The sequence below is a fragment of the Amycolatopsis orientalis genome, from assembly GCF_000943515.2.
In the GTDB taxonomy this organism is placed as follows: Bacteria; Actinomycetota; Actinomycetes; order Mycobacteriales; family Pseudonocardiaceae; genus Amycolatopsis; species Amycolatopsis orientalis.
On sequence record NZ_CP016174.1, the window covers coordinates 8,037,017 to 8,049,818 of the forward strand.

Here is a 12,802-nt window from a genome sequence, read left to right on the forward strand (position 1 = left end):
GATACAGACAGGTTTGTATTTATCAACCCCTTACATACATTCCTGCACGGATGTTACTTGCGGCACGTTGCGTGTCAGGTGACGCAGACGAGCGGCTCGCACCCCCGTTAAACAGGGAGAACACCACTCACAGGGGGTAACTTCGATGAAGAGAACGAGCTTGGTCCTGGCCGCGACCGTCGCCGCCGGACTGCTGTCGGCGGGCACCGCGTCGGCGAGCGACTGGACGATGAGCTACCTGCCGTTGCCGTCCGGCGGTGGCGGAACCGCGCGGGTGAACGCCACGAACGGCACCGGGGGCTACGCGGGTACCTACGACGGAAGGCTGATCACCTGGGCAGGCGGGACCTTCGAAGACCACGGCATCCCGGCCGGCTACACCTCGGTCGAAGCGGTGGACGAGACCGCGTCCGGTTCGGTCCTCGGCAACGCCGTCTCCTACCTGAACGGGAGCCGATACCCGGACAAGCACGCCTTCGCCTTCGAGAACGGCGACTTCCGGTTCCTGGGGAAGGTTCCGGGCTACTACAACACGCAGGCCCTCGGCACGAACGACCGCGGCGACGTCGTCGGCACGGTGTTCAACGACATCCGGTACGGCTCCACCGCCGCTTTCTGGCCGTCCGGCGACCGTGAGCACCCGGTGCTGCTGGACGTCCCGCCGTTGCTCTCCCCCGTCGACATCGACCAGGACGGCACCATCCTGCTGAACGAGCAGTTCGGCGGCACCTGGCTCTGGAAGGACGGGGTACTGCGGCAGCTCGTCCTCCCGGACGGTCTCCGGGAATCACGCGGGATCGCGATCCGGAACGGGAAGGTGCTGGCCTCGACCCAGCTGGGCGACCGGCTCTGGACGGCGTTCGACACCTCCGTGGAGGTTCCGGACAACATGAACACGATGGCGCTCAACGGTTCCGGGCTGGTCACCGGATGGATTTCGCCGAGAACTCCCACGGTGTGGTCCCCGGGCGGCCCGGTGACGACGCTCCCCTCCCCCGGCAACGCGTACGGCATCGTCGTGGGCGACAACGGCGAGATCGCCGGAACGCTGGAAAGCAGCGGCGGCGGCAACACCCCCGTGGTGTGGCGCCGTGGTTAAAGTCGGGGCATGGATCCTGAAGAGCTTCGACAGCGCTTCTCCCAGCTGACCACCGCGCATCTGACCGACGGCTGCGTCCGCGCCCGCGTCCCGGTCCGCTGCGCCCCCGCCGGCACGCACACCGTCGTGCCGGGCGGCCGCGTCGCCGGGCGGGTCACCCCCGCCCGGCACGTCGGCAGCGTCGACGTCTTCCTGGAAGCGTACGAAGGAGCGAACCCCGGCGACGTCCTCGTCGTCGACAACGGCGGCAGGCTCGACGAAAGCTGCGTCGGGGACCTCGCGGTCCTGGAAGCGCAGGCGGCCGGGCTGAGCGGCGTGGTCATCTGGGGCCTGCACCGCGACACCGCTGACATCAAGAAGATCGGCCTGCCGGTGTTCAGCCTCGGCTCCATCCCGACCGGCCCGCTCTCGGTCTCGGCCCGCCCGGACGGCGCGCTGGAGTCCGCCGTCGTCGGCGAGTGGACGGTGAGCCGGGACGATCTCGTGTTCGGCGACGAGGACGGCGTGCTGTTCGTCCCCGCCGACCGGGCGGACGAGGTACTGGACCTGGCGGAGGCCATCCGCGACACCGAGCGGCGTCAGGCCGACCGGATCCGCGCCGGAGAGTCCCTTCGCGAACAGGTGCGCTTCGCCGACTTCCTCGCTGAGCGTGCGAAGTCGCCCTCGCTGACGTTTCGCGAGCACCTGCGTGCGGTGGGCGGCGCCATCGAGGAGTAGCAAGGGACCTTTGCTATCGCCCGGCGGCCTGACCAGGGAAAACGTGCCCAGTTCAGGGCCGGAACCCCGCGCACCTCGAGTGTGGAGGATTTGGGACGTTGAACGTCCCAAATCCTCCACACTCGAACCCCGCAGCCACTGCGATGCCACATCCGGACCGCCCAGAGCAGCGCCGACGTCTGCCCTCACGCCTCACTAAGCGGTCTTCGCACCACCGAGCCACAGCAGGCCGTCGATGACGAAGCGGTTCTGCACCTCACTCGCGAACGTCGACGACAACGGCTGGTTCGTCTCGTAGTTCATCTTGTTGTGGCCGAAGTTGGCGTACAGCATCTTGTACTTGTTGCTGGTCCAGAGGATCGGGTAGTACCCGCTGTACCAGGACTGATTCGGGTCGGTCCCCAGCGGGAAGCTCACCGGGTCCACCGACGCGAGGATCCGGATGTCCGGGTTCTTCCGCAGGTCGTTGTTCCAGGCGTACCACTCGCTCACCGAAGAGGTGAACGTCGCGGGCAGCCGCGTGGTCGAGGGATGCGGCCGGTTCTCCACGCGCAGTGTCGACGTCGTCGGGCCCCACGTGTTCGACTTGAACGCGCCCGTGCCGAGGAGCTTGTTGTGGTACCAGTCCCAGGCGGACGGATTGGTGGTGAACGCCGCCACGTGGAAGCCGAAGAACGCGCCACCCGCCCGCATGTAGCGCTCGAAACCCGCGCGCTGCGCCGAGGTCTGCGGCAGATCGTCCAGGAACAGCACCACCTGGTACTGCGAGGGTTGCAGCGAGTTCAGCTGGTTCCAGTCCTTGGTCGCGGTGTAGCCGAAGTTGTGCTGTGAAGCGATTTTCGGGAACCACTCTTGGGCTTCCTTGACGAAGCTGATGTGCGCCGCGTCGTAGGTGCCGTTGTAGAAGGCCAGTACTTTGAACGCGGGCGCGGCCTGTGCCGGGACGGGCGCCATGGCCAGCGCGAGACACGAGGCGAACAGTAGAGCGAGCCGGAGCACGAACTTCTTCATCTTGCCCACCACCCAAGCCGGAAGTGTAAGTTCAAGGCTTGAATTAACGCATGACAGTGAGCTTGTGGTCTAGACCTGTGAAGAAAGACGGTTACCGGTGACCGGCACGAGCCCCAATCGATAACCTGGGGATTATGGAACTGCGGGACATCGAGATCTTCCTGACGCTGGCCGACGAGCTGCATTTCGGCCGCACCGCGGACAGGCTGCACATCTCGCAGGCCCGGGTGAGTCAGACGATCAAGCAGGTGGAGCGCCGGATCGGCGCGCCGTTGTTCGTCCGCACCAGCAGGCGGGTCCAGCTCACGCCGATCGGCAAGCGGCTGCGGGACGACCTCGGGCCCGCCTACCGCGCGCTGCACGAAGGCATCGAACGCGCCGTCGCGGCCGGACGCGGCGTCGGCGGGGTGCTACGGCTGGGCTTCGAGGCGCCCGGCGTCGCCGATCTCGTCGAAGACCTGCTGGACCGTTTCCGGCAGCGCTACCCGGATACGGAACTGCTCATCCGGGAGGCCGATTTCGCCGACCCGTTCGCGATGCTGCGCTCGGGAGAGATCGACGTCCTGGTGACCCTGCTCCCGGCCGACGAAGCCGATCTCACCACCGGGCCTGCCGTGTACGCCGAACCGATGGTGCTCGCGGTGTCGTCGAAACATCCGTTCGCGCGACGGGAATCCGTGACACTGGACGACCTCGCGCGGGACACCGTCCTCCGCGCGGCACATCCGCCGGAGCCGTACTGGGTCGAGGAGCCGAGGCCGTGGCTGACCCCCGCCGGGCATCCGGTGACGCGGGGAAAGCCCTTCACGACCTTCCAGGAACTGCTCGCGGGGATCGCCACCGGTGCCGGGATCTGCCCGCTCGCCGCGCACGCGCGGGAGTACTTCAGCCATCCCCGGATCCGCTTCGTGCCCTTCGCGGGTTCACCCGACGTCGAGTGGGGCCTCGTCTGGCCGCACTCCGCCGAGACGGCCCGCGTACAGGCCTTCGCGCACCTCGCCTCCGCTTCGCGCCCCTGAAACTCCCGGGTCAGGCGACGACCTTCTGCACCCACCCGTCCTCGAGCTTCACGACCTGACCGTTCGCGGTGACGGTCGGCGTGCCGAAGCCGGGCCCGTTGCCGAAGTCCTGCTGCAGCGACGGATCCTTGGAGATCTTCGCGTAGGCGTCCTTGACCTGCTGCTCGTAGGCGCCGGTGTTGACCGCGATCGCGAAGGCCGGGTCGGTGATGCCGACGTCGGCCCCGAGCTTGATCAGCTGCGCCTTGTCGAAGCCACGCGCGCCCTCCTGCGGCTGGTCCTTGAACAGCGCGTCGTGGAAGGCGAGGAACTTGCCCGCGTCGGCCGCGGCCAGCGAGGCGTTGGCGGAGTCCAGCGAGTAGCCCGGCGGGTCGGAACGCTGGTTGAGCATCGGCAGCATGTGATAGCGGACCTGCAGGACGCCGTTGTTCACCTGCTCCTGGATCTGCCCCTTGAACGACTCCTCGAACTGCTTGCAGACCGGGCACAGGAAGTCGGCGTAGATGTCGATGGTCTTCTTCGCCTCGGGCTTGCCGACGATCACGACGGCCCCGTCGCGCTTCTCGACGACACCGGGCGCCGACGTGGTCGTCTGCGCCTGGATCACCTTGCCCTCGGTGGTGTCCTTGCTCGACGTCGTCCAGAGGACGCCACCGATCACCAGCGCGGCGAGCACGACCACGGCGACCGTGATCGCGACGACCTTCTTCTTGTCCCCGCCGGCGACACCCCTGGCCTGCGCGACCGAACGCGCCGCCGTCTGCTGCTGCTTGCGTTTCCGAGCGTTGCGCTCAGCTCCACCCACGATTATTCGTTCCCTTCAGCGATACCCACATAGTCGTCGTCGGCGGCACCGCGAGAGTTCCCGAGCCAGCCGTCCACGGACAGCCACGTCCGCGGCCGCACGATGAGCCAGACACCCAGTAACGCGAACCCGAGGTCCCTGGCGATCTCCTGCGGATATCGCGTCTGATCCGCGGCGATCTGACCGCCACCGCCGAAGCAGCCGCAATCGATGCTCAGCCCGCGCGCCCACGATTGGGCGATCGCGGCGATGAGCACCGCGAGCAGCAGCACCGACAGCACCGACACCCACCGGGTCACGAACCCGGCGAGCAGGAACAGGCCGAGCGCCAGTTCGGCGAGCGGCATCGCGATCGCGACCGGGCGGACGAACCCGTCCGGCAGGACATCGAACGCCTGCACCGCGATGTAGGTCTGCCCCGGATCGCTGATCTTCAGCGCTCCGGAAATCAACCAGACGGCGGCCAGTCCGAGCCGGGCGAGCGTGCCCACGGCGTCGAGTACGACTTGGGGCGGTCTACGCACGGGCCTAGGCTAACCGTCGACCCTGAGAACAATGTGAGGCGGCGGACGGAGGCACCCGATGAGGGGACGCGCCCTGCTGGCGGCCTGTTTGATGCTGGTCACAACGGCGGCCTGCGGCGACGAGACCGCTCCGGCGGATTCGCTCGTCGCGCGCGCCGTCGGTTCCAACAAACTCACCATCGGAATCCGCTTCGACCAGCCGGGACTCTCCAAACGCACGGTCGACGGCCGGTACGTCGGTTTCGACGTCGACGTGGCGAAGTACGTCGCGAGCGAACTCGGCGTCGACGAGGATCACATCACCTGGCACGACAGCAAGCCGTCGACGCGCGAGACGGACATAACATCCGGGATCACGGATCTGATGGTGGCGTCCTACTCGATCACCGAGAAACGCAAACAGGTGGTCGCGTTCGCCGGGCCCTATTTCGACACCGGCCAGGATCTGCTGGTGCGCCTCCGGTCGACCGACATCACCGGCCCGGAGAACCTCAACGGCCGCAAACTGTGCGCCGTGGGCGGCACCACCTCGGCCGAGCAGGTGCGGGACAAGTTCGCCCAGGCCGTCCAGCTCGTCGAATACCCGCGCTATCAGGACTGCGTCACGGCATTGCTCGCGGGACAGGTCGACGCGGTGACCACCGACGACGTCATCCTTGCCGGGTACGTCGCCCAGAACCCGGAGCTGCTGAGGGTCGTCGGCAAGCGGTTCTCCCAGGAGAAATACGGTGTCGGCCTGCGCAAAGGCGACAACGAAGGGCGGGCGGCGGTGGCCAGGGCCATCCAGAAGATGATCTCGTCGGGTGACTGGCTCGCCTCGCTGAACCGCAACATCGGCCCGTCCGGCTACCGGATCCCGCCCCCGCCGCAGGTCACCGAGCAGTGACCCTTCCCGACCTGCCGGTTCGCGCCGTCCTGCCCGAACTCCAAGCCGCCCTCGACGCACACGGCACGGCGGTGCTCGTCGCGCCGCCAGGGACCGGCAAGACCACTTTGGTGCCGCTGGCCCTGGACAACGGCGAAGGCCGGGTGATCGTCGCCGAACCGAGGCGGCTGGCCGCGCGGGCCGCCGCCGCGCGGATGGCGTCCCTGCTGGGCGAACGGGTCGGCGAGACGGTCGGCTACGCGGTGCGCGGTGACCGGAAGGTGTCCTCTTCGACGCGGATCGAAGTGGTCACTTCCGGGCTGCTGGTCCGGCGCGTGCAGGCCGATCCCGAGCTGGCCGGGGTTTCGACCGTCCTGCTCGACGAATGCCACGAACGCCATCTCGACGCGGATCTGCTGCTCGCGCTGCTGCTGGACGTGCGCGCCGGGCTGCGGGACGACCTCCGCCTGCTCGCGACCTCCGCCACCGTGGCCGCCGGACGGCTGGCAGCCCTGCTCGGGGACGCGCCGGTGATCACCGCGCACGCGAGGACCTACCCGGTCGACGTCGCGTACTCCCCGCCTTCGCGAGGCGAGCGGATCGAGGCGGCCGTCGTCCGCGCCATCCACAAAGCACTGTCCGAAGGAGACGGTGACGTACTCGCGTTCCTGCCCGGCGCGGGTGAGATCGCCAGGGTGAGCGAGCGGCTCGGCGGTCTGGACGCCGACGTGCTGCCGCTGCACGGGCGGCTTTCGGCGGCGAGTCAGGACGACGCGCTGCGCCCGCGCGCCCGCCGCCGGGTCGTGCTTTCGACGTCGGTCGCCGAGTCCAGCCTGACCGTTCCCGGCGTACGCGCGGTGGTGGACTGCGGACTGTCCCGGGTGCCCCGTGTCGATCACCGGCGTGGCCTGCCGGGGCTGGCGACGGTCCGGGTTTCGGCGGCTGTCGCGGAACAGCGCGCCGGCCGGGCCGGTCGTGAGGCGCCGGGGCGCGCTTACCGCTGCTGGGCGGCGCACGAGCAGGGTTCCCTGCCCGCCTACCCCGAGCCCGAGATCCGGACGGCCGAGCTGGCGCGGTTCGCCCTGGAACTCGCCTGCTGGTCCACTCCGGACGGTTCCGGCCTCGCCTGGTGGGATCCGCCCGGCGAAGGCGCGCTGGCCGCCGGTCGCGCGTTGCTGGTCACCCTCGGGGCGACCGCGGAAGACGGGACGGTGACCGAACGCGGCCGGAAGATGGCCGGGCTCGGCCTGCATCCCCGGCTGGCGCGGGCGTTGCTGGACGGCGCGGCGCGGACCAACGCGCGTTCGGCGGCCGAGGTCGTCGCCCTGCTCGACAGCGGCGGCACGCTGACCGACCTCGAAGCCGAACTGCGGCGGGTACGGGGCGACGAGCGCTGGAAGTCCGACGTGCGGCGGCTTTCCAAGCTGGTGCCCGACGGCGGCGGGGCGCCCGATCCCGCGCTGGTCGTCGCGCTGGCCCATCCCGAACGGCTCGCGCGGCGGCGTTCCGCGGGGACGCCGGTCTATCTGATGGCCGGTGGCACAGCGGCGGAACTGCCGCGCGGGAGCGGGCTGGCCGACGTCGAATGGCTGGCGGTGGCCGAAGCGACCCGCGATCCCGGCCGCGCGCAGGGCGTCATCCGGCTGGCCGCGCCCGCCGACGAAGACCTGGCCGTCCGCGCGGCGCCGAATCTGGTCACGGCGGCGGACGAGGTGCACTGGTCCCACGGCGACGTCGTCGCGCGTTCGGTGCGGCGACTCGGGGCGATCGTGCTCTCGGAGAAACCGTTGCGCTCTCCCGCGCCGGACGCGATCCGCGCCGCACTGCTGGAAGGCTTGCGCACCGAAGGACTCGGCCTGCTGCGCTGGTCCGAGGACGGCAGGCGGCTGCGTGAGCGCTTGTCCTTCCTCCATCGGGTGCTGGGTTCACCTTGGCCCGCGGTCGATGACGCGACCCTATTGTCTACTTTGGACTCATGGCTGGATCTCGGCTCCGCGCGCCGCCGGTCGGATCTGGCCTCACTGGACGCGGGTGCCGCGCTGCGGGGCCTGCTGCCATGGCCCGAAGCGTCGCGTTTGGACGAACTGGCGCCGGACCGGCTGGAGGTGCCGTCCGGTTCGCGGATCCGGGTCGACTACTCGGGCGAGCAGCCGGTGCTGGCCGTGAAACTGCAGGAAACCTTCGGCTGGCTCGCGACGCCGGAGCTGGCGGGCGTGCCCGTCGTCCTGCATCTGCTCTCGCCCGCCGGCCGCCCCGCCGCCGTCACCGCCGATCTGGAATCGTTCTGGCGCAACGGTTACGCCGCCGTGCGCGCCGATCTCCGCGGGCGCTACCCGAAGCATCCCTGGCCGGACGACCCGCTGAGCGCCGCTCCCACCCGGCGGACCAGCCGCCGCGGCTCGTGAGTGGTCAGTCCATCATCTGGTGCTGCGGCTTGGTCGGCAGCCGCTCCGCCAGCTCCTCGTCGTCCAGCCGCTCGTTCAGCCCCAGCTGCACCGCGCTCCGGATCTGCTCCCGGTTCTCCCGCACGACATGCGCGAAGAACTCGTCGGTCCGTGGATCCGTCAGCACTTCGAGGATCACGCGCATCGCGGTGTCGATGACCGAGCGCACCACCTCGTCGTGGAACGGCAGCCGGGAAAGCCGCCCCGCCTGCGGGTCGTTCTTGAGCTTCTCGGCGATGATCCCCCGCAGCAACGTCTGGTTCTCCCCCAGCGAACGCGCGAGGTTCTGCGGGTAGTTGCCGGTTTCCAGCACCTTGACGACCTCGTCGAGTACCGCGATCGTGATCGGCTTCTTGATCGCCAGCACGATCGGCCGGGACAGCCGTTCGACCAGCCGCTGCGTGAACCGCTCCCCGAACGCACGATCCGCCGTGCGGGCGAGCCGGACCAGCACCACGATGATCCGCAGGAGCCGGAATCCGCGCAGCGCCGGATGCGCGATGGGGATCATGCCGAGGATCTCGTACCAGTTCCGCAGCGGGAACCTTTTGTCCCAGCGGTGACGCCGCCACCGCCACAGGAATTCCAGCGCGAACAGCCCGCACACCGTCGTGTCGATGATGAAGACGGTGTGCGCCGTCTCGTCCGAATGCGGGAAGAACGTCACGTAGACGAGCAACCCGACGGAGAACACGGCGAGTACGAGCATCACCAGGTCGAGCGGATTCACGCGCCGTTGTTCGCGGGTGGTCATGGCGCAGATTCTGCCTTTCCACGAGGACTCGTGCCGAACGGCACCTGCCGAAAGTAAGGGGTGGCCGATGACTTCGGGGTAATGCCCGGCCGGGCCCCCGCGCCGGAAACTTGCCCCATACGAAGGAGGACGCGGATGATCACGCTTCGAGGACTCACGAAGCGCTATGGGGAAAAGACGGTCGTCGACGGGCTGACCTTCGCCGTCGAACCGGGCAAGGTGACCGGCTTCCTCGGGCCCAACGGCGCGGGCAAGTCGACGACCATGCGGATGACGCTCGACCTCGACGCGCCGAGCGCGGGCGAGGTCCGCATCGACGGCAAGCGGTACACGGACCTGCGGTCCCCGCTGCGCGAGGTCGGCGCGCTGCTGGAGGCCAAGGCGCTGCACCCCGGCCGGAGCGCGGGCAAACATCTCCTGGCGATGGCGCGCAGCAACGGGATCCCGGCGAGCCGGGTGGACGAGGTGCTCGCGACGGTCGGCCTCACCGACGTCGCGGGCAAACGAGCGGGGACATTCTCACTCGGCATGGGACAGCGGCTCGGCATCGCCGGCGCGCTGCTGGGTGACCCGGGCGTGCTGATGTTCGACGAGCCGGTCAACGGCCTCGACCCCGACGGCGTCCGCTGGGTGCGGCAGCTGATGCGTTCGCTCGCCGCGGAGGGCCGCACGGTGTTCGTGTCGAGCCACCTGATGAGCGAAATGCAGCTGACCGCGGACCGGCTCGTCGTCATCGGCAAGGGAAAGCTGCTCGCCGACGCCCCGGTCGACGAGTTCATCGCGGGCAATTCGCGGGCTTCGGTCGCGGTGCGGGTGCCCGTCCTCGCCGAACTGCGCGCACTCGAGAAGCGGCTGCGCGCGCTCGGCGCGAGCACGGAAGCCGAGGACGGCGAACTGATCGTGCACGACCTGCCCGTCGCCAGGGTCGGCGACGTGGTGCACGAACTCGGGATCCGTGTGCACGGGCTGACCGAACGGACCGCGTCGCTGGAACAGGCCTACATGGAACTGACCGCGTCGTCGGTCGAATACGGAACGGGAGTCGCGGCATGAAGTCACTCGTGGTCCTGGTTGCGGTGATCGCCGGCCTGCTGGGGGTGCCGGCGGCCGCTTCCGCCTCGCCGGAGCTGTCGCTGCCCTCGCCGGGTGGCCCGTTCCCGATCGGGATGCGCACGCTGCACCTCACCGATCAGCGGCGAGCCGACCCCTGGGTGCCGGAGAAGCGGCGTGAGCTGATGGTCACCGTCTGGTACCCGGCCGCCCCGGTCGGGCACGCGCCGCTGTACATGACGCGGGCTGAGTCGGCGGCGGCGATCGCGGGGCGGAACCTCGATCTCCCGCCGGACACGCTGAGCAAGGTGCGGGTCCATTCCCGGGAGAACGCGCCGTCCCTGCCAGGACGGCGTCCGCTGGTCCTGCTCTCGCCGGGTGCGGGCAACAACCGGATCACCCTGACCGCGGTGGCCGAACGGCTCGCCGCACGGGGATTCGTGGTCGCCGGGATCGACCACGCCTACGAAGCCTGGGAAACGGAGTTCCCCGACGGCCTGCGCCAATGTGTCCCTTGTGGACTTCCCGGCCAGCCCTGGCCGGGAGCCATCACGAACCGCGCCGCCGACACGTCGTTCGTCCTCGACACCCTCCTGAACGGCCGGCGCTGGTCCATCGATCCGGCGAAAATCGGCATGGCGGGCCACTCGGCCGGGGGTTCGGCGACGGCCGCGTCGATGGTCGCCGACCGGCGGATCAAGGCGGGCGTGAACGTCGACGGCCCGTTCTACGGCACCGTCTCGCTCGACCGGCCGTTGCTGCTGCTGGCCAGCCCGATCGGCGAGACGAACTTCGGGAAGAGCTGGGACGAGACCTGGCCGCGGCTCACCGGGCCGAAGGAGCGGTACCTGCTCGAGAACAGCGGGCACTCCTCGGTGAGCGACGCCGCGATCCTGGTGGACCAGCTGGGCCTGCGGTCCTCGTTGCCCGCCGACCTCGTGCGCAACCAGTACGGCTCGATCGATTCGCGGGTGGCGCTGGACTTCTTCCGCGACCGGCTGACCGGCTTCTTCAAGCAGTGGAGTGCACGATGAACGCGATCTCTTCGGAGTGGACCAAATTCTGGTCGGTCCGCTCGACCTGGTGGTGCCTGATCAGCGGGCTGGCCTTGATGCTCGCTTACTCGGCGGCGCTGGGCTTCGCCCTGCGCGACGGTAGCGACCGTCCGATGGCCCCGCACGCCGTCGTGGTCGGCGCGGCGTTCTATCTCTCGCAGTTCGCGGTGGTGGCGCTGGCGACGCTGTTCGTCACGAGCGAGTACGCCAGCGGCAGCATCCGCTCGACCCTGCAGTGGGTCCCGGTGCGCAACCGCGTCCTCGCCGCGAAGTCGGCCGTGCTGCTGCCCGTGCTGTTCGGCTACGGGGTCCTGAACACACTCGCCGGGGTGGCCGTTTCCGCGCCGCTGATCCCGGCGCCGGACTCGTCGGTGGGGGCCGTGCTCGCGACCGCCGCGGGCATGGGCGGGTACTTCGCGCTGCTGGGGCTGCTCTGCCTCGGGCTCGGGACGGCGTTGCGCAGCACCGCGGGGACGATCGTGTCGGTGTTCGTGCTGCTGGTGATGATCCCGATGTTCGCCGGATCGCTCGGCTGGGAGGACCTCGTGAACTACTTCCCCGGCTTCGCGGGCGTCAACGCGATGGTCACCTCAGGCGAGCCGAACCCCATCTTCGGCGGCGTCGCACCCTACGCGCCTTGGGTCGGCATCGCGCTCTGTACGGCGTGGGCTGTGGCCGGTCTCGCGGCCGGGTCCACCGTGCTCCGCCGGCGCGACGCCTGAAAAGGGAGCAAGGGACCTTTGCTATCGCTGGCCCGCCGGACACGTCGCGAAAGCCACTTTCAGGACATCAGACGTCCCGAAAGTGGCTTTCGCGACACTCCCATTCCGGAACCTCCCATTCCGGAACCGCAGGTCAGAGCGCCAGGCGATAGCAAAGGTCCCTTGCTACCCCACCACCCCGAGCCCCGCCAGCACCTCCCGCGCGTCCCGCGTCAGCTCCGCGAGGTCCGGCGGCCGCAGCGAGCCGGTCCCGGCCAGCGCGTCGAAGATCGTCCCGTCGAGCCACCCGACGAGCACCCGCGCGTGCCGCTCCGGCTCCGCAGACCCGCGGCCCTCCAGCACCTCGGCACACCTCCGCCGGATCACCAGCCCCCCGCGGTCGTAGGCCTCACGCAACTCCGGCCGCCGCGTCGCCTCCAGCGCGAACTCGTAGCGCGCGAGCATCCGCGTCCGCCCCCGCGTGATCGCCGCGTACGCGAACCCCGCCAGGTACTCGGCCAGTTCCCCGGGCGGCGGGTCGAGGGTGACGTCGTCGAGTTCGACCATCCGCGAGATCGCCAGCTCCAGCAGCGCCCCCCGCGTCCGCGCGTAATACGAGGTCGAACCCGGCGGCAGCCCGGCGAACCGGTCGACCGCGCGATGCGTCAGCCCGCGCATCCCCTCGGCCGCGATCACCTCGATGGCGGCATCTCCGATCATCGCCTTTCGCACTCTACAAGTGTAGTAGTACTCTACGG

General features: G+C 69.3%; 13 protein-coding genes. 8 read left to right on the forward strand and 5 right to left on the reverse strand.

Going from position 1 to position 12,802, the window contains the following annotated elements; all coding sequences use genetic code 11:
• Positions 1–145 precede the first annotated feature (145 nt).
• Both SD37_RS34785 and SD37_RS34790 read left to right on the forward strand, forming a co-directional pair.
• Positions 146–1,099: a hypothetical protein gene (locus SD37_RS34785; protein ID WP_236725191.1), complete on the forward strand. Its 954-nt coding sequence runs from the start codon at positions 146–148 to the stop codon at positions 1,097–1,099.
• A gap of 9 nt (positions 1,100–1,108) precedes the next feature.
• Complete coding sequence (locus tag SD37_RS34790) at positions 1,109–1,816, forward strand: RraA family protein (RefSeq protein WP_044856332.1); 708 nt, start codon at positions 1,109–1,111, stop codon at positions 1,814–1,816.
• Positions 1,817–2,011: 195 nt separating this feature from the next.
• Here SD37_RS34790 and SD37_RS34795 read toward each other — a convergent pair whose 3' ends face one another.
• Positions 2,012–2,827, reverse strand: a complete 816-nt coding sequence (locus tag SD37_RS34795) for a ThuA domain-containing protein (RefSeq protein ID WP_044856333.1) — start codon at positions 2,825–2,827, stop codon at positions 2,012–2,014.
• Between the two features lie 134 nt (positions 2,828–2,961).
• Here SD37_RS34795 and SD37_RS34800 point away from each other — a divergent pair, with 134 nt between their 5' ends.
• On the forward strand, positions 2,962–3,846 hold the full coding sequence (locus tag SD37_RS34800; RefSeq protein WP_044856334.1) for a LysR family transcriptional regulator: 885 nt from the start codon (positions 2,962–2,964) through the stop codon (positions 3,844–3,846).
• A gap of 10 nt (positions 3,847–3,856) precedes the next feature.
• Here SD37_RS34800 and SD37_RS34805 read toward each other — a convergent pair whose 3' ends face one another.
• Both SD37_RS34805 and SD37_RS34810 read right to left on the reverse strand, forming a co-directional pair.
• Positions 3,857–4,651, reverse strand: a complete 795-nt coding sequence (locus tag SD37_RS34805) for a DsbA family protein (protein WP_044856335.1) — start codon at positions 4,649–4,651, stop codon at positions 3,857–3,859.
• Positions 4,652–4,653: 2 nt separating this feature from the next.
• Entirely contained in the window at positions 4,654–5,142 is a 489-nt protein-coding gene (locus SD37_RS34810; protein ID WP_037307723.1) for a MauE/DoxX family redox-associated membrane protein, read from the reverse strand.
• Positions 5,143–5,233: 91 nt separating this feature from the next.
• On the opposite strand from SD37_RS34810, the gene SD37_RS34815 reads away from it, so the two are divergent.
• Both SD37_RS34815 and hrpB read left to right on the forward strand, forming a co-directional pair.
• Positions 5,234–6,061: a glutamate ABC transporter substrate-binding protein gene (locus tag SD37_RS34815; protein ID WP_044856336.1), complete on the forward strand. Its 828-nt coding sequence runs from the start codon at positions 5,234–5,236 to the stop codon at positions 6,059–6,061.
• Positions 6,058–8,445: an ATP-dependent helicase HrpB gene (gene hrpB, locus SD37_RS34820; protein WP_044856337.1), complete on the forward strand. Its 2,388-nt coding sequence runs from the start codon at positions 6,058–6,060 to the stop codon at positions 8,443–8,445. The genes SD37_RS34815 and hrpB overlap by 4 nt, the downstream gene beginning before the upstream one ends.
• A 4-nt stretch (positions 8,446–8,449) precedes the next feature.
• On the opposite strand, the gene SD37_RS34825 is transcribed toward hrpB, so the two are convergent.
• On the reverse strand, positions 8,450–9,238 hold the full coding sequence (locus SD37_RS34825) for an ion transporter (RefSeq protein WP_044856338.1): 789 nt from the start codon (positions 9,236–9,238) through the stop codon (positions 8,450–8,452).
• Between the two features lie 135 nt (positions 9,239–9,373).
• Between SD37_RS34825 and SD37_RS34830 the strand changes: the two genes are divergently transcribed.
• The 3 genes from SD37_RS34830 to SD37_RS34840 are packed head-to-tail and all read left to right on the forward strand — an operon-like array spanning position 9,374 to position 12,065.
• The gene (locus tag SD37_RS34830; RefSeq protein ID WP_044856339.1) at positions 9,374–10,291 is read left to right on the forward strand and encodes an ABC transporter ATP-binding protein; all 918 of its coding nucleotides are present in this window, start codon (positions 9,374–9,376) and stop codon (positions 10,289–10,291) included.
• The gene (locus tag SD37_RS34835) at positions 10,288–11,322 is read left to right on the forward strand and encodes an alpha/beta hydrolase family protein (protein ID WP_044856340.1); all 1,035 of its coding nucleotides are present in this window, start codon (positions 10,288–10,290) and stop codon (positions 11,320–11,322) included. The genes SD37_RS34830 and SD37_RS34835 overlap by 4 nt, the downstream gene beginning before the upstream one ends.
• Complete coding sequence (locus SD37_RS34840; protein WP_044856341.1) at positions 11,319–12,065, forward strand: ABC transporter integral membrane protein; 747 nt, start codon at positions 11,319–11,321, stop codon at positions 12,063–12,065. Before SD37_RS34835 ends, SD37_RS34840 begins: the two co-directional genes overlap by 4 nt.
• A 165-nt stretch (positions 12,066–12,230) precedes the next feature.
• Here SD37_RS34840 and SD37_RS34845 read toward each other — a convergent pair whose 3' ends face one another.
• On the reverse strand, positions 12,231–12,776 hold the full coding sequence (locus tag SD37_RS34845) for a TetR/AcrR family transcriptional regulator (protein WP_044856342.1): 546 nt from the start codon (positions 12,774–12,776) through the stop codon (positions 12,231–12,233).
• Positions 12,777–12,802: the final 26 nt, after the last annotated feature.